General features: G+C 69.7%; 20 protein-coding genes. 13 read left to right on the forward strand and 7 right to left on the reverse strand.

Annotated features, from left to right (window positions below; genetic code table 11):
• Nucleotides 1–8: 8 nt before the first annotated feature.
• The 5 genes from LRS03_RS18295 to LRS03_RS18315 all read right to left on the reverse strand — a co-directional run bounded on the left by LRS03_RS18295 (nt 9) and on the right by LRS03_RS18315 (nt 5,164).
• Nucleotides 9–1,346: an ABC transporter substrate-binding protein gene (locus LRS03_RS18295; RefSeq protein WP_257827253.1), complete on the reverse strand. Its 1,338-nt coding sequence runs from the start codon at nt 1,344–1,346 to the stop codon at nt 9–11.
• Nucleotides 1,347–1,426: 80 nt separating this feature from the next.
• On the reverse strand, nt 1,427–2,332 hold the full coding sequence (locus LRS03_RS18300) for an NAD(P)-dependent oxidoreductase (protein WP_257827254.1): 906 nt from the start codon (nt 2,330–2,332) through the stop codon (nt 1,427–1,429).
• A complete protein-coding gene (locus LRS03_RS18305) occupies nt 2,329–4,287 on the reverse strand; it encodes a bifunctional 5-dehydro-2-deoxygluconokinase/5-dehydro-2-deoxyphosphogluconate aldolase (protein ID WP_257827255.1) in 1,959 nt (652 codons plus the stop codon). Before LRS03_RS18305 ends, LRS03_RS18300 begins: the two co-directional genes overlap by 4 nt.
• Nucleotides 4,287–4,736: a MurR/RpiR family transcriptional regulator gene (locus LRS03_RS18310; RefSeq protein WP_257827257.1), complete on the reverse strand. Its 450-nt coding sequence runs from the start codon at nt 4,734–4,736 to the stop codon at nt 4,287–4,289. Before LRS03_RS18310 ends, LRS03_RS18305 begins: the two co-directional genes overlap by 1 nt.
• A gap of 35 nt (nt 4,737–4,771) precedes the next feature.
• Nucleotides 4,772–5,164, reverse strand: coding sequence for a MurR/RpiR family transcriptional regulator (locus tag LRS03_RS18315; RefSeq protein ID WP_257827259.1), 393 nt, complete (start codon nt 5,162–5,164; stop codon nt 4,772–4,774).
• A 148-nt stretch (nt 5,165–5,312) separates the two neighbouring features.
• Between LRS03_RS18315 and LRS03_RS18320 the strand changes: the two genes are divergently transcribed.
• The 10 genes from LRS03_RS18320 (at nt 5,313) to LRS03_RS18365 (ending at nt 13,561) form a co-directional block, all read left to right on the forward strand.
• Nucleotides 5,313–5,549 carry a hypothetical protein gene (locus tag LRS03_RS18320; RefSeq protein WP_257827261.1) on the forward strand — a complete coding sequence of 79 codons (237 nt, stop codon included), beginning with the start codon at nt 5,313–5,315 and terminating at the stop codon, nt 5,547–5,549.
• Nucleotides 5,492–6,331, forward strand: a complete 840-nt coding sequence (locus tag LRS03_RS18325; protein ID WP_257827262.1) for a branched-chain amino acid ABC transporter permease — start codon at nt 5,492–5,494, stop codon at nt 6,329–6,331. The genes LRS03_RS18320 and LRS03_RS18325 overlap by 58 nt, the downstream gene beginning before the upstream one ends.
• A gap of 2 nt (nt 6,332–6,333) precedes the next feature.
• A complete protein-coding gene (locus LRS03_RS18330; RefSeq protein WP_257827263.1) occupies nt 6,334–7,077 on the forward strand; it encodes an ABC transporter ATP-binding protein in 744 nt (247 codons plus the stop codon).
• Nucleotides 7,074–7,808: an ABC transporter ATP-binding protein gene (locus tag LRS03_RS18335; protein ID WP_257827264.1), complete on the forward strand. Its 735-nt coding sequence runs from the start codon at nt 7,074–7,076 to the stop codon at nt 7,806–7,808. Before LRS03_RS18330 ends, LRS03_RS18335 begins: the two co-directional genes overlap by 4 nt.
• Nucleotides 7,809–8,018: 210 nt before the next feature.
• Nucleotides 8,019–8,465: a P-loop NTPase family protein gene (locus LRS03_RS18340; protein WP_257827265.1), complete on the forward strand. Its 447-nt coding sequence runs from the start codon at nt 8,019–8,021 to the stop codon at nt 8,463–8,465.
• 73 nt (nt 8,466–8,538) lie between these two features.
• Nucleotides 8,539–9,147, forward strand: coding sequence for a response regulator transcription factor (locus LRS03_RS18345; protein ID WP_257827266.1), 609 nt, complete (start codon nt 8,539–8,541; stop codon nt 9,145–9,147).
• Nucleotides 9,147–10,238, forward strand: coding sequence for a histidine kinase dimerization/phospho-acceptor domain-containing protein (locus LRS03_RS18350; protein ID WP_257827267.1), 1,092 nt, complete (start codon nt 9,147–9,149; stop codon nt 10,236–10,238). Before LRS03_RS18345 ends, LRS03_RS18350 begins: the two co-directional genes overlap by 1 nt.
• Complete coding sequence (locus LRS03_RS18355) at nt 10,199–10,978, forward strand: ATP-binding protein (RefSeq protein WP_257827269.1); 780 nt, start codon at nt 10,199–10,201, stop codon at nt 10,976–10,978. Before LRS03_RS18350 ends, LRS03_RS18355 begins: the two co-directional genes overlap by 40 nt.
• A gap of 55 nt (nt 10,979–11,033) precedes the next feature.
• The gene (locus tag LRS03_RS18360) at nt 11,034–12,671 is read left to right on the forward strand and encodes an InlB B-repeat-containing protein (protein ID WP_257827271.1); all 1,638 of its coding nucleotides are present in this window, start codon (nt 11,034–11,036) and stop codon (nt 12,669–12,671) included.
• 2 nt (nt 12,672–12,673) lie between these two features.
• Nucleotides 12,674–13,561 (forward strand): alpha/beta fold hydrolase, encoded by an 888-nt coding sequence (locus tag LRS03_RS18365; RefSeq protein WP_257827273.1) that lies wholly within the window; start codon nt 12,674–12,676, stop codon nt 13,559–13,561.
• Here LRS03_RS18365 and LRS03_RS18370 read toward each other — a convergent pair.
• Nucleotides 13,542–14,051, reverse strand: a complete 510-nt coding sequence (locus LRS03_RS18370) for a flavin reductase family protein (RefSeq protein WP_257827275.1) — start codon at nt 14,049–14,051, stop codon at nt 13,542–13,544. The genes LRS03_RS18365 and LRS03_RS18370 overlap by 20 nt on opposite strands.
• Nucleotides 14,052–14,130: 79 nt before the next feature.
• On the opposite strand from LRS03_RS18370, the gene LRS03_RS18375 reads away from it, so the two are divergent.
• From LRS03_RS18375 to LRS03_RS18385, 3 genes are read left to right on the forward strand one after another with little or no spacing between them, the layout of a single operon-like run.
• Nucleotides 14,131–15,006: a M14 family zinc carboxypeptidase gene (locus tag LRS03_RS18375; RefSeq protein ID WP_257827277.1), complete on the forward strand. Its 876-nt coding sequence runs from the start codon at nt 14,131–14,133 to the stop codon at nt 15,004–15,006.
• A gap of 37 nt (nt 15,007–15,043) precedes the next feature.
• Nucleotides 15,044–16,630: an AmpG family muropeptide MFS transporter gene (locus tag LRS03_RS18380; RefSeq protein WP_257827279.1), complete on the forward strand. Its 1,587-nt coding sequence runs from the start codon at nt 15,044–15,046 to the stop codon at nt 16,628–16,630.
• 52 nt (nt 16,631–16,682) lie between these two features.
• Nucleotides 16,683–17,624, forward strand: a complete 942-nt coding sequence (locus tag LRS03_RS18385) for a M48 family metallopeptidase (RefSeq protein ID WP_257827281.1) — start codon at nt 16,683–16,685, stop codon at nt 17,622–17,624.
• Between the two features lie 4 nt (nt 17,625–17,628).
• Here LRS03_RS18385 and LRS03_RS18390 read toward each other — a convergent pair whose 3' ends face one another.
• Entirely contained in the window at nt 17,629–18,282 is a 654-nt protein-coding gene (locus tag LRS03_RS18390) for a Crp/Fnr family transcriptional regulator (protein ID WP_257827283.1), read from the reverse strand.
• Nucleotides 18,283–18,377 lie beyond the last annotated feature (95 nt).

Below are 18,377 nucleotides of genomic sequence, written 5' to 3' on the forward strand. Positions count from 1 at the left end.
GGCACCCGTCACTGCTGGTAGCTGGGCGTGGCGTCGTAGGACTCGAGCTTGCACGTCTTGGGCGCATCCTGGTCCTGCACGTCCTTGGGGTCGGCCCAGGTGAGGATCTTGAAGATGTCGTCGCGCTCGGCCGGTGCGTCGTTGTAGCTCGCCATGTAGATGGTCTGCTGGCATTGGTGCGTCACCGGGTCCATCCAGGCGTCGTAGTGCTGCAGGCGGTCGCGGGCGCTCATCCGTCGGCCTTCGAGTTTCTTGATGACCGCGATGTTGTTGGTCGTGCCCGCTTCTTCCACGCAGCGCAGCAGCTCGCGCGTGGCCATGTAGCTGTTGTGATAGACGTTGCCGGGCACCTTGATCGCCATCCCGGGGTACTGCTTCTGGTAGGCCGCCACGAACTCCTTCACGCCGGGCAGGTCGAGCCGGTAGTACCAGCTGGTACCGAAGACGCCGAAGATGGCCTCCGGCCCGAGGCCGTAGACATCGGGCCAGTCCTGCTGGTTGTTGATCCAGGCCATGCTCTTGTGCAGGTTGAGCTGCACCACCTGCTGGCGCAGCGACTTGATGTCGTCGCCGCCGATGGCGGTGGCCACGGCGTTGGGCTTGAGCTGCTGCAGCTTCAACAGGTACGACGAGAAGTCGCGCGTGTTCTGCGGCACCAGCAACTCTTCGACGATCTTGCCGCCGTTGGCCTCGACGATCGCCCGCGTGGCGGCCGACGTGTTGCGGCCCCAGACGTAGTCGTTGGTCAGCAGCACCCAGTTCTTGCCGTTGACCTTGATCGCGTTCTTCACGATCGCATGGGCAAAGTTGGTGCCGTTGCCGTCCCACACGAACTTCACCCGGTGGCAGTCCTTGCCGGCCTCGGTGGGCGAGCTGGAGTTGGTGTTGAGGAAGATGCAGCCGTACTTCTGCGCCACCTGAGAAATGGCGTTGGCCACGCCCGAGTGCAGCGCGCCGACCAGGAAGGCCACCTCGTTGCGGGTGATCATGCGCTCGGCGATGCGCGAGCCGCTGGCGGGCGTGGTCTCGGTGTCCATGTGCAGCGCCTCGATGCGCCGGCCCAGCACGCCGCCCTTGTCGTTGAACTCCTTGATGGCCATCATCGCGCCCAGGCGCTCTTCGCCGCCGCTCGCGCCATACTGGCCGGAAGCGTCCATCGTCAAGCCGATGGTGATGGGCTTGGTGCTGGCCGATTGGGCCCACACGCGGTTGTGTGCCCAGGGGCCGAAGAAGGGCGTGGCGCCGGCGAGCGCCAGCGCCGAGCTTTTCTTGATCAGGCTGCGGCGCGAGGGCTGTGCCAGCCCGGCGGGCCGGACGATGTCGTTCAAGGTCTTGTCGTCGCTCATGGTTGTCTCCAGTGCGGGTACCCAGCGGTACGTGTGGGATGCGCACGGCGGGGTGGTCCCCGCTCGTGCAAGGGTGGGGTTCAGCGGGGAACGAACTTCACGTCGGACACCTTCTCCTGCACCTCCAGCAGCGAGGCGATGAACTTGTCGCCGTAGCCGAGGTTGGCGGCCTGAACGAAGGTCTGGTGCGCCGCCTCGGCCATGAAGCTCACGGTGGGCAGCGTCTCGGTGAGGTGGGTGTAGTAGCGCAGGTCTTTCTGCGCGTTGCCGATGGCGAACTTGAGGCCGGTGAGGTCGCCCTGCAGCGCGCGGCCCACCATCATCTGGAAGATGCCCGAGTTCACGCCGCCGGCCGACACCACGTCGAACACCTTCTGCAACGAGAGCCCGGCCTTGGCGGCGGCGGCCATCGCTTCGGCGATGGAGGCGGCCATGCTCATCGCCAGCATGTTGTTGACGAGCTTGAGCACATGGCCATGCCCGGGCGGGCCGACGTGGATGATGTTTTCGCAGAAGGCGGCAAACACCGGGCGCAGGGTTTCGAAGTCGGCGTCGGCGGCGCCCACCATCGTGTTGAGGCGCCCTTCCTCGGCCTCCTTCGGCGTGCGGGCCAGCGGGGCGTCGATGAACTTCGTGCCTTTGGCTGCGAAGTCGTGGCGGATGCGCGTCGACGAGGCGGGCTCGGCGGTCGACGTGTCGACCACAATCAGGCCGGGGCGTGCGGCGGCCAGCAGGCCGTCGGCGCCGTAGACGATCTCTTCCACCTGGGGCGAGCCGGTCACGCAGAGGATCACGATGTCGGCCTGGGCGAGCGCGGCGCGGGTGTCGACTTCCACGGCGCCGGCGTCGAGCAGGTCCTGCAGCGTGCTACGGTTGCGGTGCGCCTTGAAGCGCAGCGGGTGGCCCTTCTTCAAGAGGTTCTTGGCGATGCCGTGGCCCATCATGCCGAGGCCGATGAAACCGATGGAGGCGGGGGACGAGGTCATGCGGGACTCCTGGACAGTTGTTCTTGCTGCGCCTGGCACCACAGCTGGATCAGGTGGTGGTAGCGCTCGGCCACCTGCGTGATGACGCCGCCGTCGTCCAGCTGCCCGGCGAACCAGGCCGCGGCGGCGTCGGCAAACAGCGAGCGGCCGACGGCGAAGCCCTTGCACAGCGGCTGGCCGGCGGCCGCGCGGAAACCTTGCGCGAGGTGGTCGACACTCGCCTCCAGGCCGAGCAGCAACACGCCGCGGCAGTGCGGGTCGTGCTCGTGGATCGCGGCGCTGATCTCGTCCCACTCGCTTCGGCCGAGCGGCGGGGCGAGCTTCCACCAGTCGGGGCGCACGCCCATGGCGTAGACCTGGCGCATCGCGCGGGCCAGCGTGTCATCGCCGCAGGCGGTGCCGCGCGGCGGGATCAGCTCCAGCAGCAGCTCGTGGTCGGTGGCCTGGCAGGCCTCGGCCAGCGACACGATGCTCTGCAGCTGCTCGTCGCGCAGCGAGCGTTCGTCGTCGGGGTGGTAGGACACCAGGCACTTCACCACCTGCTCGCCCGGCCAGGTGCGCAGCGCGAGGCCGACGTTGCAGCCGTCTTCGAAGCGCAGCGGGCGCGAGCCCGGTTGTTCGACCGGCCGCGCGACCCACCCGCCGGCACCGGTCACGAGCGGCAGCACCGTCTCGCCGTGGCGGCCATCGACGATGACGCCGGGCTGCGGGAAACGCTCGTCTGAGCCGACCTCGCGTTTCGCGGCAGCGTAGCCCTGCTGCGCGGCGCGGGCGACCAGGTGCTTGAAATCGGCCACACGCTCGACGGCGGCGCCGTGGCGGGCGGCCAGCTCTTCCAATTGCGCGCGGTGGTCGAAGGCCAGCACCGCGAGCGTCGACCAGTGGCGGCTGCGGGTGGTGGCGCGGTGCAGGTGGGTGAGCAGCCCGTCTTCGCGCAGGCGCTTCGTCGGCGAGCCGTGGTGGATGAAGTGGGCGAGCTCTTCCCAGCTCGCCATGGCCGGCGCACAGCCGTGGCGTGACACCACGATCGCCCCGCAGGCGTTGGCGTAGCGCAGCGCCTGCGCGATCGGCTCGCGGCGCACCCAGCCGCGCAACAGGCCGGCCATGAACGCATCGCCTGCGCCGAGCACGTTGAACACCTCGACCGGGAAACCCGGGCCGACCACGCCGTCGTCGAGGCGGGCAGGAATCGGCCCCTCGAACGCCACGCAGCCCATCGGCCCACGCTTCATCACGATGAGCGCATGGCTCAGCTCGCGGATGCGGCGCAGCGCGGTGAGGCTGTCGTCGCTGCCGCCAGCGATGTGCACCTCTTCCTCGGTGCCGACGATCAGGTCGCACAAGGGCAGTACTTTCTGCAGGTGCGCGCTGACGGTGTCGGACGCGACGTAGCGCTGCTCGCCCAGCCCCGGGGTGGTCAGGCCCCACAGCACCGGGCGGTAGTCGATGTCGAGCGCGACGCGCGTGCCGGCCGCGCGTGCGGCCTGCATCGCCGAGAGGCAGGCGTCGAAGGTCTGCGCTTGCGAGAGGTGCGTGCCCGAAATGAGCAGCGTATCGGCCGAGGCGATGAAGGCCGGGTCGATGTCGGCGGTCGACAAGGCCATGTCGGCGCATTGCTCGCGGTAGAACACGAGCGGGAAGGTGTCGCGGTCGCGGATGCCGAGGAACACGAGCGCAGTGAGCCGGCGCGGGTCGGTGCGCACCTGCGACACGTCCACCCCCTCGGCCGCGAGGGCTTCGCGCACGAAGCGGCCGTTGTGCTCGTCGCCCACGCGCGTCAGCATCGCCGCCTTCAGGCCCAGGCGCGCAGCGCCCACCGAAGTGTTGGCCGGCGAGCCGCCGAGGTACTTGGCAAAGGTCTGCACGTCTTCCAGTCGGCCGCCGAGCTGCTCGCCGTACAGGTCGACGGCGGCACGGCCCATGCAGATCAGGTCCAGTGCGCGATTCGAGGGCATCAACGGGCTCCGTTGGATTTGGCGGCGGTGCGGCGTTTCGCGGGTGCGCTGCTTTTGGAAGGGGCCTCGCTCAGCGCATGGCCGGTGCTCACCACCAGGGCCTGCGCCAGGCACAGCGGCGCCACCAGCGAGCGGAAGGCGCGCTCGGCGCCCACGCTCAGCTCGAAGCACACGTTGGCCGAGGGCTTGAGCGGCGACAGCGCGCTGTCGGTGATGGCGACCACCGGTACCTTGTGCGCATGCGCCGCGGCGGCGGCGTCGACCACCTCCTGCGAGTAGCTGTGGAAGCTCGCCACGAGCAGCACGTCGTCGCGCTCGATGTTGGCGAGCGAGTTGGCGAGCATGCCGCCCACGCCGTCGAGCAGGTAGGTCTTGAGTTCGAGCTGGCTGAGCGCATACGCGAGGTACGAGGCCACCGGGAACGCACGCCGCTGCGCCAGCACGTGCACGCGGCTGGCACCGGCGATGAGCCGTGCGGCGCGTGTCAGTTCGGCCTCGGCGACGTTTTCTTCCAGGTAGCCGAAGTCTCGGCCACCGCCTCGCCGACGAACTGGTGCAGCACGCCGTTGCCGCGCGGCTGGCCGCCCTGGCGCAGCTGGTCGATGCGCTCGCGGTAGCTGGCCGAACGGGCGATGAGGTGGTCGCGAAACACCTGCTGCATCTCGGAGAACCCGCCAAACTCCAATGCGTTGGCGAAGCGGATCAGCGCGGAGGGGTTCACGCCGGCCGCGTCGGCCACCGCGGCCACGGTGCCGAGTGCGAGTTCGTTGGGTTTGTCGAGGGCGAAGCGCGCGATCAGCTGCAGCTGCTTGGGCAGGCCCGGGTAGGCGCGCGAGATGGCTTCTTTCAGCTCGTCGTAATGGAGGGCAGCGGGCATGGGTGCGTGAGGCTGGGGCTAGAACAAACGCTTAGAACAAACGTTCTTGCATGAACAAAGAATAGAACATACATTCCATCATGTCCAGTGTTTGTTTCGCAGCGCTTGTTCTGTTTTGCCCTGTGCTGCAGCCGATGACCGCTCTCCGATGACCTCCACCGACCGCCCCGCCCCACTCATCACCGCCCCGATGGTGTTCACCGTGGCCGTGCTCGCCAGCACGCCGCTGTGGCTCACGCAGGTCGGCCTTTATCAGTACCTCGCGCTCGAGATCATGATCTGGATGATGTTCGCGCTGGGCCACAACCTATTGCTGGGCCAGGGGGTTTGCCCTCGTTCGGGCACGGGGCCTACTTCGGCATCGGTGCGTATGCGTTTGGCCTGATGCAGCAGCGTGCCGATGCGGGTTTGTTCGGGGCCTTGATCGGCGCAGTGCTGGCGGCCGCGCTCGCGGGCATGCTGGTGGCCGCCTTCATCTCGCACAAGCGCGGCATTTATTACGCGCTGCTGACCATCGCCTTCGGGCAGGTGGCGTGGTTCGCGGCGATCAAGCTGCATGGCGTGACCGGCGGCGAAGACGGCCTGCTCAACATCAAGCGCCCGCCGCTCGAGCTTTTCGGCTGGTCGGTCGACCTGCGCAGCAACGAGGCCTTCTTCTATTTCGCGCTGGTGCTCTTCGCCCTGGTGCTGGTGGCGCTGTGGCGCCTCAAGCATTCGCCCTTCGGGCGGGTGCTGCACGCGATCAAGCAGAACGAGATGCGTGCCGCCTTCGTCGGCCACGCGGTGTGGCGCCACAAATGGCTGGCCTTCGTGCTGTCGAGCTGCGTGGCGGGCCTGGCGGGCGCGCTCTTCGCGATGGCGCAGCAGTCGGCCTACCCCAACGTGATGAGCCTGCACAACTCGGGCTTCGTCGTGATGATGGTGCTGATCGGCGGCGGCCTGGTGAGCTTCTGGGGGCCGGTGATCGGCGCGCTCGTCTTCATCCTTGCCCGCGACCTGCTCGGCGCCTACACCGAGACCTGGCTGCTCTGGTATGGCCTCGTCTTCATGCTGATGGTGCTGTTCCAGCCCGAAGGTGTGGCGGGGGCCTGGCAACGCTGGCGTGCGAAGGTGGCGAAGCACCCGCCGCCTGCCCCGGCCGTCGCCGCACAACCGAAGGAGGCCTGAGCATGGCCCTCTTCGAAGCCTCTCAGTTGCACAAGCGCTTCGGCGACCAGGTGGTGCTGGAAAACATCTCGCTCTCGTTCGAGGAGGGCCGGCTGCACGGCATCATGGGCCCCAACGGCGCCGGCAAGACCACCTGCTTTCACGTGCTCACCGGGCGCCACAAGCCCGACCGCGGCACGGTCACGTTCGGCGGGGTCGACATCACCGGCCAGTCGCCGCGCGAGATCGCCTCGCGCGGGGCCTCGCGCTCGTTCCAGATCATGAACCTCTTCGACGAGGAGACGGCACTCGGCAACGTGCTGATCGCGCTGCCCCAGGTGCGACGCACAAGCCTCAACCTGTGGCGCGACCTTGGCCGCAACAGCGCGCTGCAGGGCGAGGCCGCCGAGATCCTGGCGCGGGTGGGCCTGGCCGGCAAGGAGCGTGTGCCCGCGAAAAGCCTCTCGTACGGCGAACGGCGTGCGCTCGAGATCGGCGTGGCGCTCGCCACCCGCCCGCGCCTGCTCTTCCTCGACGAACCCACCGCCGGCCTCGGCAGCGAGGGCACCGCGCGCCTCGCCGACCTGGTGGCCGAACTCAAGCGCCAGCTCACGCTGGTCGTCATCGAACACGACATGGACTTCCTCTTCCGCCTCGCCGACCGCATCTCGGTCATCCACTGGGGCCAGGTGATCGCCGAGGGCACGCCCGCGGCGCTGCGCGAGAACCCGTGGGTGCAGCGTTCCGGCCTGGGAGCCGCGGCATGAGCGCGGTGCTGAAGCCGTCGATGGCCCACGACGCACGGCTGTCGATCGACGGCATCGAGACCTTCTACGGCGAGACGCAGGCGCTCTTCGGCGTGTCGCTGCAGGTGATGCCCGGCGAGGTGGTGGCGCTGCTCGGCCCCAACGGTGCTGGCAAGACCACCACGCTGCGCTCCATCCTCGGGCTCACGCCCGCGCGCAAGGGACGCATCACCTTCGACGGGCAGGACGTGACACGCCGCGCCACGCACGAGATCGCCGCCCAGGGCATCGGCTGGGTGCCCGACGACCGGCGCATCTTCCCCACGCTCACGGTGGCGCGCAACCTGGCCATCGCACGCAAGAAGACGCGCTTCCGTGCCTGGACCGAGAAGGAGTGCTTCGAGATCTTCAGCGCGCTCGAATACCTGATGGGCCGCGAATGCGAGAACCTCTCGGGCGGTGAGATGCAGATGGTCGCGATCTCGCGTGCCCTGCTGGGCGCACCCGGCCTGGTGCTCTTCGACGAACCGAGCCAGGGCCTCGCCCCAAAGGTCGTGCAGGACGTGATGTCGACCGTGCTGCGCCTCAAGCGCGAAGGCGTGTCGGTGCTGCTCGTCGAGCAGAACGTGGCCTGCGCCCTCGGCGTGGCCGATCGCGTGATCGTGTTGAAGCATGGCCGCGTGGTGCACGACGGGCCTGCCGATGAACTGCGGGCCGACGCCGGTCTGCAACGCCGCCTCCTGGGGATCTGATGAACACGAGCGCCACACCGCTGCTGCGCGTCGAGGGCCTGGTCAAGCGCTACACGCGCGGCTGGCCGCAGCGCGAAACCACCTTCTCGCTCGAAGCCGACTTCGAGATCGCCGGCCCCGGCATCGTTGGCGTGATGGGGGCCAACGGCGCCGGCAAGACCACGATGTTCGAAGCTCATCACCGGTGGCAACCTGCCCACCGCCGGCCGCGTGCTGGTGGCCGGGCAGGACATCCACCGCGTGCGCTACCGCGAGCGCGACCGCCTGGCCCTGCACTACCACCAGAGCTACCAGGTGCGCTCGTTCACCCGCAACCGGCCCAATTTCATGCTCGAGCACTCGGGCAGTGCGCGTGCCCAGGTGCACCTCTTCGACGAGCCGCAGTTCAACACGCAAGACGGCTACATCGGCTTCATGCTCGATTTCTTCCGCAAGCTGCGGGCCGAGGGCAAGCTCGTGTTTCTCTGCCTGCACCCGCAGGAGACGGTGCACCTCGACATCCTCGAAGAAGTCTGCGAACGCTATCTCTTCGTGCACAAGGATGTGACGCGCACCAGCCGCATCCTGCAGGCGCAGTCACTCGACGAACTCGCGCGCGACGCGCGGGTGCGAAGCTACCTCGGGCGGCTGGCGCCGCTGGCCGACGAAGTGGCCTGAAACCGCCGAAACCCGTGCAGACCTGCCCGAAAGGGCAGGCCCGCGCGCGCGGCGCCGGGGCGAGAATTCGCCGATGAAGCTGCTGCTGGTGGACGACCATCCGCTGTTCGGCGTGGGCTTTGCGCACGCCCTCACCCTTGCCCAACCCGGCATCGAAGTGCAGACCGCGCTGACCCTCGAGCAGGGGCTCGGGCTGGCCTCGGCCTGGCCGGCCCTCGAGGTGGTGCTGATCGACTACCGTCTCGCCGGCGACGGCGGACAGAACGGCCTCGACGGCCTGCGGCAGTTCGGCGCCCGCCATCCCCTGGTGGCGCGCGTGCTGATCTCCGGTGACGAAGACCCGGCCCTGGCGGCGCGCGCGCGTGTCGCCGGCGCGGCGGCCTTCCTCGGCAAGTCGCTGCCCATCGGGCATCTGCTGCAGGCCTTGCAGGTGGTGCAGGACGGCGGCGAATACTTCAACACACCGGCCGCTCTCCGCCATTCGGCAGATGCCGGCCCCACGGCGCGCCAGCTCGAAGTGCTGTCGCTCATTGCCCAGGGTCGCCAGAACAAGCAGATCGCGCGCGAACTCGGCATCGCCGAGCGCACCGTCAAGCTGCACGTGACGGCGCTCTTCGAGGTGCTCGCGGCCAGCAACCGCACCCACTTGCTGGTGCGCGCGCGCGAGGCGGGGCTGCTCTGATGCGCTGGCTCGAACAGTGGTTCCGGCTGGGCCCCGGTGAGGTGAAGCCGATGCAGCTGGACCGGCTGATGCGCGTGAACGCGGTGGTGCTGGTGCTGAGCAGCGTCGGCGCGGTGGTGGCCTGCGCACAGTATGTCGACGGGCCGGCCCGCGAGGCGCTCGCCGTCTGGCTGTCACTCTTCTTCGGGGTGAGCATTGCGCGGCGCGTCTTCGGGCTGCGCTACCGACGCCTGGCCGCCACCGTGCACGCGAGCCCGACGAGCCTGCGTCGCTGGATGCTGTGGGGCATGGCCAGCACGCTGGTGCACGTCCTGCAATGGGGCCTGCTCAGCGTGGTGCTGATCGTGCCGGGCAGCCCCGAGGCCGAGTCGGTCCTGCACATCACGCTGGCCGCCGTGGCGATGGGCACGGCGGTGCATCTGGCGGCCTTCTACCGCGTCCTGGCCGCCTGCGTGGTGTGTGTGCTCGGGCCGCTGGTGCTGCGCGACCTCTACATCGGCGGTGGCCACCACGTGCTGATGGCGGTCCTGAGTTTCCTGATCGGCGTCTACACCCTCATCAATGGCCGCAACCAGGCGCAACTGCTCGCGGCCTTGCAGCAAGAGAGCGAGCGCAGCGAGGCCGCACGCCGGGCGGCGGAAGAAGCGAGCGCGGCCCGCACGCGCTTCTTCGCCGCCGCCAACCATGACCTGCGCCAGCCCCTGCACGCGATGGGCCTGCTCGCGCAGACGCTCTCGGCGCAGGCGGCCCGCGCCGAGCCGGTCAACACCGCCGAGCTGGCGCAGGTGTCGGGCCACCTCATCGAGTGCGTGGACGGCATGACGCATGTAGTCGACGACCTGCTGGAGATCACCCGGCTCGACGTCGGCAACATGGCGCCGCAGGAGGCAGCCTTCGCGGTCGACGAGTTCTCGTGCGCGAGGCCTGCCAGCCCTACCAGGCGCTCGCCCGCGCGAAGGGCCTGGCCCTGGTGGTGCAGGTCGAGCAGGCGGCCACGCCGCTCGTCGCATTCAGCGACCGTGCGCTCGTCGCGCGTGTGCTCGGCAACCTGGTGTCGAACGCCATCCGCTACACGCGAGAAGGTTCGGTGACCGTGCGGGCGCATGCCCAGGGCGGGCACGTCTTGCTGAGCGTGGAAGACACCGGCATCGGTATCGCCGCCAACCACCTGCCGCGCATCTTCGACGAGTTCTACCAGGTGGGAAACCCGGCGCGCGACCGCCGGCTCGGGCTGGGTCTCGGGCTGGCCACGGTCAAGCGGCTGAGCGACCTGCTGGGCCTGGCGGTGTCGGTGCAATCCGTGCCGGGACGCGGCAGCACCTTTTCGCTGCGGCTGGCGCCGGCGTCGGCGCCGCAGATCACGGCCATGCGACGGGCGGTCGACACCGCGGCCCCACCGCTCGTCGCGTCACAACGCGTGCTGGTGATCGAAGACGACGCCGATTCGCGCAACGCGCTGCTCGGCCTGTTGCGGCAGTGGGGTTGCGAGGTGCGGGCGGTGCCCGGCGAGCGCGAGGCCCTCGCCTGTCTGGCCCAGGGCTTCGAGCCCGAGGCGCTGGTGGTCGATCTGCGTCTGGCCGATGGCGCCAGCGGCCTCGATGCGATTGCCACGCTGCGCGCCGCCGCGGGCACCTCGTTGCCCGCGCTGGTGGTCACCGGCGACGCCGGCAGCGAACACATGCGCCAGGCCGAAGCGCTGGGCTTGCCCGTGCTCGTCAAGCCGGCGCGACCGATGCAGCTGCGGGCCTTCCTGAGCCAGGTGCGCATGGCCGACTGCCCTTTGAGGCAGGTGCCCGTAGGTGCTATGGGCGCGCGCCCATCGGCTCCCTAGCATCGCCGTCACGAAGCCGCGCGTCGGGTTGCGGCCGGTGATGGAGATGTCGGGGATGAATCGCGTGATCGTTCGGTGGGCCCTGGTGCTGGTGGCTGCAGCCGGCCTTGCAGCGTGTGGGGGTGGCGGTGGCGGCGGAGACAACCCGTCGGGCGGCGCCAGCCGGTTCACGCTCACCGTCAATGTGGCGGGCAGCGGCAGCGTCACGTCGTCGCCGGCGGGCATCAGCTGCGGCACCACCTGCAGCGCTGCCTTCGATGTCGACACCCGCGTGACGCTCACCGCCACCGCGTCGGCCGGACACGCGCTGCAGGCCTGGGGCGGCGCTTGCGCCTCCGCCAGCGGCAACACCTGCACCGTGGCCATGGCACAGGCCGCGTCGGTGAGCGTCACCTTCGCGGCGCTGCCGGTGAGCGGGTGGTCGAGCCCGGCGGTCGTGCTGTCGCCGGGCGGTTCGGGCAGTGCCAAGGTGGCGATCGACGCCGCCGGCCGTGCTCTGGCCGTGTGGCTCACCCTGCGCACCGGATCGTTGAGCGACGAGGACCTCATGGCCAGCCGCTACGAGCCCGGCACCGGCTGGAGCACGCCGGTGCTGCTGGAAACGAGCCCTCGCGACGTGATGCGCGTCGAGCTCGCCATGGACCTCGCCTCGGGCCGGGCCATCGTGCTGTGGACGCAGGCCAGCGACACCAGCAACGGGGCCGCCTGGGCGCGGCATTTCGACCCCGGCACCGGGTGGACGGCGGTGGCCGCGCTCAGCAGCCCCACCGGCGTCGTCGACGTGCCGAGCGTGGGCATCGACGCCCAGGGCAACGCCGTCGCCGCCTGGTCGCAGCTCGATGCCCAGCGCTTCAGCGTGTGGGGCAGCCGGGGCAGCGCGGCGGGTGCCTGGGGCACTGCGCAGCTGCTGGAGACCATGGACGAGCTGGGCCGCGTGGACGGGAACCCGCGCATCGCGGTCGCGCCGCAGGGCGACGCGATCGTCGTCTGGCAGGCCAGCGGTGGCAGCGTCGCCAACCGAGGCACCTGGACCAACCGCTACAGCACCGCGACCGGCTGGGGCAGCGCGAGCCACCTTGTGGCCGTCTCCGGCGGCTCGGCGCCCGACATCGCGATGGACGCCAACGGCAACGCCGTCATGGTGTGGGGGCAGATCGAGCCGGTCAGCGCCACCGAGATGTACACGCTGATCCAGGCCAAGCGCTACCAGGCGGGCAGCTGGGGTGCGCCGCTGCGGGTCGCGCGCGACCTGGGCGCCAACAGCTTGCTGAGCCTTCCGATCGTGAAGATGAACGCGGCCGGCGCGGCGCTCGTGGCCTGGGGCCAGGGCGACCTGTCGATCCGCGCCACGATCGCGCCGCCCGGCGGCGCATGGCCGGCCTCGACACTCGTGAAGCCCGTGGGCGGCCGCTCTGTGACCTCGCTCCTGCGCGCCGCGCTCGACGCAGACGGCCATGCCTTCCTCGCCTGGGCCCAGGGCAACGACGCGGGCACCGCCGACGCGATGCTCGCAAGCCGCAGCCCGAGCGGCGGCTGGGTCGCGGGCGTGCCGCACGACACCATTTCCGAGATCGCGGCCGACCCGTTCGTCGCGATGGACGCACGCGGCAACGCCTTGTACCTGTGGACGCAGTACATGGGCTCGACGGTCGGCACGCAGGTGGTGTGGCGCCGCTACGTGTCGGGGCGCTGATGATGCAGACGCCCGCCCTTCAGGCCTGGCAGCGCCAGGGAGGCTTCATCGACTGGCGCGGTCATCGCGTGTTCGTGGCGCGCGGCGGACGCGGGCCGGCACTGCTGCTGATCCACGGCTACCCGATCGGCTCGTACGACTGGCATGCGGTGTGGACCGCCCTCACCGCACACCACACCGTCATCGCGCCGGACATGCTGGGCCTGGGCTTCTCGGACAAACCGCGCGAACACGCCTACTCGGTGCAGGACCACGCCGACCTGCACGACGAGGTGCTCGACCGGCTGGGCTTGCGGCACTTCAGCATCATGGCGCACGACCTCGGCGTGAGCGTCGCGCAGGAGCTGCTCGCGCGCCAGGTCGACCACCCGGCGCGGCCCCGCATCGACGCGATGGTGCTGCTCAACGGCGGTGTCTGCCCCGAGGCCTACCAGCCGAGGTTGATCCAGCACCTGCTGTCGTCGCCGGTCGGGCCCTGGATCGCGCCACGCATCCCGCGCCGAGCCTTCGAGCGCACCGTGCGTTCCCTCTTCGGCCCGCACACCCCGGCCAGCGATGCGCTGATCGACGATTTCTGGTGCCTCGCGACCCACCGTGGCGGGCTTCAGGTGGCACATGCCGTGGGGCGCTTCTACCGCGATCGGCTGGCGATGCGTGATCGTCTGGTGGCGCCCCTGATACGCCACGCGGTGCCGGTGCGACTGATCAACGGTGCGGCCGACCCGAATTCCGGGCGCCACATGGCCGAGCGCTACCGCGCGTTGGTCGACGGGGCGGACATCGTGAGCCTGGAGCACGTCGGCCACTGGCCGCAGATCGAGGCGCCGCAGGCCGTGCTCGATGCGGCGCTGCCGTTCCTCGCGCAGCCGCTCAGAGCGGCAGCTCGGTGAAGTAGCGCCCGCCGTGGTAGATGAGCGGCAGCGCCCCGTCGCGCCGCTCGCAGCGCTCGACCTCGCCGACGAAGATGACGTGGTCGCCCTCTTCGTACTGACTTCGGTTGAAGCACTCGAACACCGCCGCGCTGCCTTCCAGCACCGGGGCGCCGCCGGCGCCCTGGCGGAAGGCCAGGCCGGCGAAACGATCGACGTCCTTGGAGGCGAAGCGCTCGGCCAGCGCACGCTGGTCGGCGGCGAGGATGTTGATCGCGTAGTGCGAGCCGCCGCTGAAGGCCGGCAGTGAACCGGCGCGGCGCGACAGGCTCCACAGCACGAGGGGTGGCGACAGCGAGACCGAATTGAACGAATTGGCGGTGAGGCCAACCGGGCGGCCGGTGGAGTCGAGCGCGGTGACGACCGTCACGCCGGTGGCGAAGGCGCCCAGCGCCGTGCGGAATTCCTGCGAGGAAAAGGCGGGGGTGAGCGGGCGCAGCAACGCGGTCATTCAGCCATTGTGGCGGACGCTTTCCCACAAGGCCAACTCCCATCTCGGGGGTCAAGTGAACCCATACACTCCCCCGGCCATGAAAACTTCACGCCCGACGCGGGTTTGGCCTGCCGCGCCGCTGCTGGCCGCTTCGCTTCTTGCGGCCAGCCTCCCGGTGGTGGCCGTGCCGCAATGCGCCGACTGGTCGCGCCGGCTGCCCGGCGTGAGCCGCAGCCTGTGCGAGCAGGCGCGGCTGCTGCCCTCGGGAGCGCATTCGGTGCACGGTGTGCCGCTGTACCGGCGCGACGTTGGCCCGCGCGGTGAAGAGGCCACGCCCTGGGTCGGGCCGGCGCCGCGCGAGCCGCGGCGGGTGCTGGTGGTGGGCGGCATCCACGGCGACGAGCTGTCGTCCGCCTCGCTGGTCTTCCACTGGATCGCCCACGCCGGCATGGCGCCCCACGGGCTCGACTGGCGCTTCGTGCCCGCCCTCAACCCCGACGGCCTGATGCTGCCCAAGCCCACCCGCGTCAACGCCAACAAGGTCGACCTCAACCGCAACTTCCCCACCCCGCGCTGGGCGCAGGAGGCGCGGGTCTACTGGGAAAAGCGCACCCGCCGCGACCCGCGCCGCTACCCGGGCCGCGCCGCACAGTCGGAGCCCGAGACGCGCTTCCTCGTCGACACCATCACCGAGTGGAAGCCCGACCTCATCGTGAGCGTGCACGCGCCCTACGGCGTGCTCGACTACGACGGCCCGCGCGAGCCGCCGCAGCGCCTGGGCCGGCTCGAGCTGGAGCGGGTGGGCATCTTCCCCGGTTCGCTCGGCCACTACGGCGGCGTGCACAAGGGCGTGCCGGTGGTGACAATCGAGCTGCCGAACGCGCTGCGTGCGCCCACCGAGACCGAGATGCGGCAGATGTGGCACGACCTGCTGCGCTGGGTCGACCAGCGCTTCCAGCCCGGCGAGCGCTGAACGCGTTGCGAACGTGCATTCCTAGAATCGCCGCCACATGACCGTCGCCCCGCCCCGCTCGTTGCACGCCCGGCTCGACGCCTGGCGTCGCCTCGTCGTCGTCGGGGTGCTCGGCTTCGCCTCGGGCCTGCCGCTGGCCCTCACCGGCCAGGCGATGCAGGCCTGGCTGAGCGTCGAAGGGCTCGACATCGCCACCATCGGGTTCTTGAGCGTGGTGGGCCTGCCCTACACCTTCAAGTTCCTGTGGGCGCCACTGATGGACCGCTTCGAGCTGCCCTGGCTCGGCCGGCGCCGTGGCTGGCTGGTGCTGACGCAGCTCTTGCTCGCCGGCGCGTTGGTGCTGATGGCCGACACCTCGCCCGGCAACGCCACGCGCACCTTCGCGCTGCTCGCCGTGCTGGTCGCCTTCATCTCGGCCTCGCAGGACGTGGTGATCGACGCCTACCGCACCGATGTGCTGCCCGCCCACGAGCGCGGCCTCGGCTCATCGCTCAGCGTGCTGGGCTACCGGCTGGCGATGATCCTCTCGGGCGGTGTGGCACTGATCTGGGTCGACCCCACCCAGGGCGGCGGCTGGACTTGGCCCGAGGTCTACCGCTTCATGGCCGGGCTGATGGTGGTGGCGGCTGTCGTCTCGGCGCTCGTGCTGCCGCGCCTGCCCGACAGCGAACGGCCGACCAGTGTGGCCCGCCACGACGTGCTGGGCTTTCTCGCGATGCTGGCCGCGGTGGCGCTGGGCGTGTTCGTGAGCGAGCGCTTGGGCCCGTCGATCGCTCGCGCGCTGCTGGCACCGCTGTGGAGCGGCAGCACGCTGCCGGTGCCGCTGCAGGGCAAATGGGCCGACCTGCTGGCTCTGCTGCTGGGCGTGGCCTTCACGCTGCCGCTCGCCGCCTGGGCGGCCCGCGCCGCGCGCTTCGAGACGCTGCTCGGCGGCCTGCGCAGCTACTTCAGCCAGACCGGTGCCGGCGCCTTCCTCGCGTTCATCGTGCTCTACAAGCTGGGCGACGCCTTTGCCGGCTCGCTGATGACACCCTTCCTGCTCAAGACCATGATGTTCAGCTCGGCCGAGGTCGGCGTGGTCAACAAGCTGATCGGCCTGTGGCTCACCATCGGCGGCGCGCTCTTGGGCGGTGCGCTGATGTTGAAGCTCGGGCTGTGGCGCTCGCTGATGCTGTTCGGCATCTTCCAGATGGCCAGCAACCTCGGCTTCTGGTGGCTGGCCGTCTCGGGCAAGGGCCTGATGCCTGGCCTCGTGATCCCGGCGTTCGACTGGGGGTTCGTCAAGCTCGCGCAAGCCACGCCGGTCGACGGCGGCCTTCTGATGGTGATCGCGGTCGAGAACCTGTCGGGCGGCATGGGCACGGCGGCGTTCGTCGCCTTCCTGATGAGCCTGTGCAACCAGCGTTTCACGGCCACCCAGTACGCTTTGCTGTCGGCTTTTGCCTCGGTCGGTCGCGTGTGGGTGGGGCCGCTGGCCGGCGTGATGGCCGAGACCATCGGCTGGCCCACGTTTTTCATCGTTTCCACGGTGCTGGCGGCGCCGGCGCTCGTGATGCTGTGGTGGCTGCGTCGCCCGGTGCAGGCGCTGGAAGTGGACCCACGTACGGCGCTGCTGGACGACTGACTTGAACTCCTGCCCGCGGGAACAACATTTGCCCCTCGTGATCCGAGACGCCATGACTGCACAAGATTTCCAGCACGACGCCGAACTTTCCCCGCCGCCCGAGTGGCACCGTGCGGGCTGCGGCTGTTTTCTGCACCGCCGCCGCCTTTTCACTGGCGCCCTCGTGGCCGGCGCCGGCCTGGTGGCCGCACCGGCCTGGGCGGCGCGTGAGGGCGTGGAGGTCGGCAAAGAGTCTCAGTTCTCCAAGTTCGTCCCGGCCGAGCAGATCGAGGGAGCGGCGCAGTCGCAATACGCCGCAATGAAGCAGCAGGCCGCCGAGAAGAAGGCGCTTGCGCCCGACAACCACCCGCAGGTGGTGCGCCTGCGTGCCATCGCCGCACGCATCATCCCGTTCACCGACGAGTGGAACCCGCGCGCCAAGTCGTGGAAGTGGGAGGTCAACCTGCTCGGCTCGCAGCAGATCAACGCCTTCTGCATGCCGGGCGGCAAGATCGCCTTCTACTACGGCATCCTGCAGCTGCTGCAGCTCAACGACGACGAGGTGGCGATGATCATGGGCCACGAAATGGCCCATGCCCTGCGCGAGCATGCCCGCGAGCGCATGGGCAAGACACTCGCCACGCGCGGCGCCATCGAGCTGGGCGCGGCCATCTTCGGCCTCGGCAATGCCGGCCGCCTGGCCGCCGACATGGGCGGCCAGCTGCTCACGCTCAAGTTCGGCCGCGAAGACGAGTCCGAAGCCGACCTGGTCGGCATGGAGCTGGCGGCCCGGGCCGGCTACAACCCGCGCGCTGGGGTGAGCCTGTGGAACAAGATGGGCCAGGCCAGCAAGGGCGCCCCGCCGCAGTTCCTGTCGACCCACCCGGCGGGGCCGACGCGCATCAAGGACATCGAAACCAACCTGCCGAAGGTGGAGCCCTTGTATGCGCGGGCGGCGAAGCCCGAGCAGCGCTTCGAGCCACCGAAGCCGGCGTCGGCGCCCGCCAAGGGCTGAGCCGCTACCAGCGCGCCGGCATCGGTCGCTGGATCAGCCAGGTCTTGCCTTGAGGGAGCACATAGCCGCCCTGCTCCAGGTCTTTCATCAGGCGGCTCACCATCTCCCGCGAGCAGCCCACGCGGTGTGCCATCTCGGCGTGCGTCGGGCGTGGAGCGATGAGGCGACGGCCGTCGGGCATGGGCTGCGCCAACTCTTCGAGCAGCTTGACCACCCGGCCGTAGACGTCGAGCAGTGCCATGTTGCGCGCGCTCAGCGTGGCCATGCGGGCGCGGCGTATCACGCGGGCCAGAAGTTCGAAGGCGAAGTCGGGATGGGCGGCGATGTGCTCGCGCAATGCAGGCCTGCCGACCACCACGCAGCGCGTGGGTTCCAGCGTCACCACCGAGGCCGATCGAGGGCCGCCATCCAGGCTCATCTCGCCGATGTATTCGCCGGGGCCGTACACGCCGTAGACGATCTCGCGCTCGCCATCTTCGGTGGAATAGGCCTTGACCCGCCCGGCGAGCACAATGAACAGCATCTCGCCGATATCGCCTTCGTGGATCAAGAGCGTGCCCTTGGGGTAGCTCTTCTCAACACCCCGCTCGGCCAGCGCCTGCACCGGGCCGTGAAGCTCTGAGGCGACGGGGGTCTGTGCTGATCGAACCGTGTCCATGAAGGGCGCACACCCGGAATGGGCGCGCACTGGAGGGCCGAGAGGCGAAAACTCTAACACGCCAAGCCAGTGGCGATGGGTGTGTGCCGCCACGT

The organism is Rhizobacter sp. J219, from assembly GCF_024700055.1.
In the GTDB taxonomy this organism is placed as follows: Bacteria; Pseudomonadota; Gammaproteobacteria; order Burkholderiales; family Burkholderiaceae_C; genus Rhizobacter.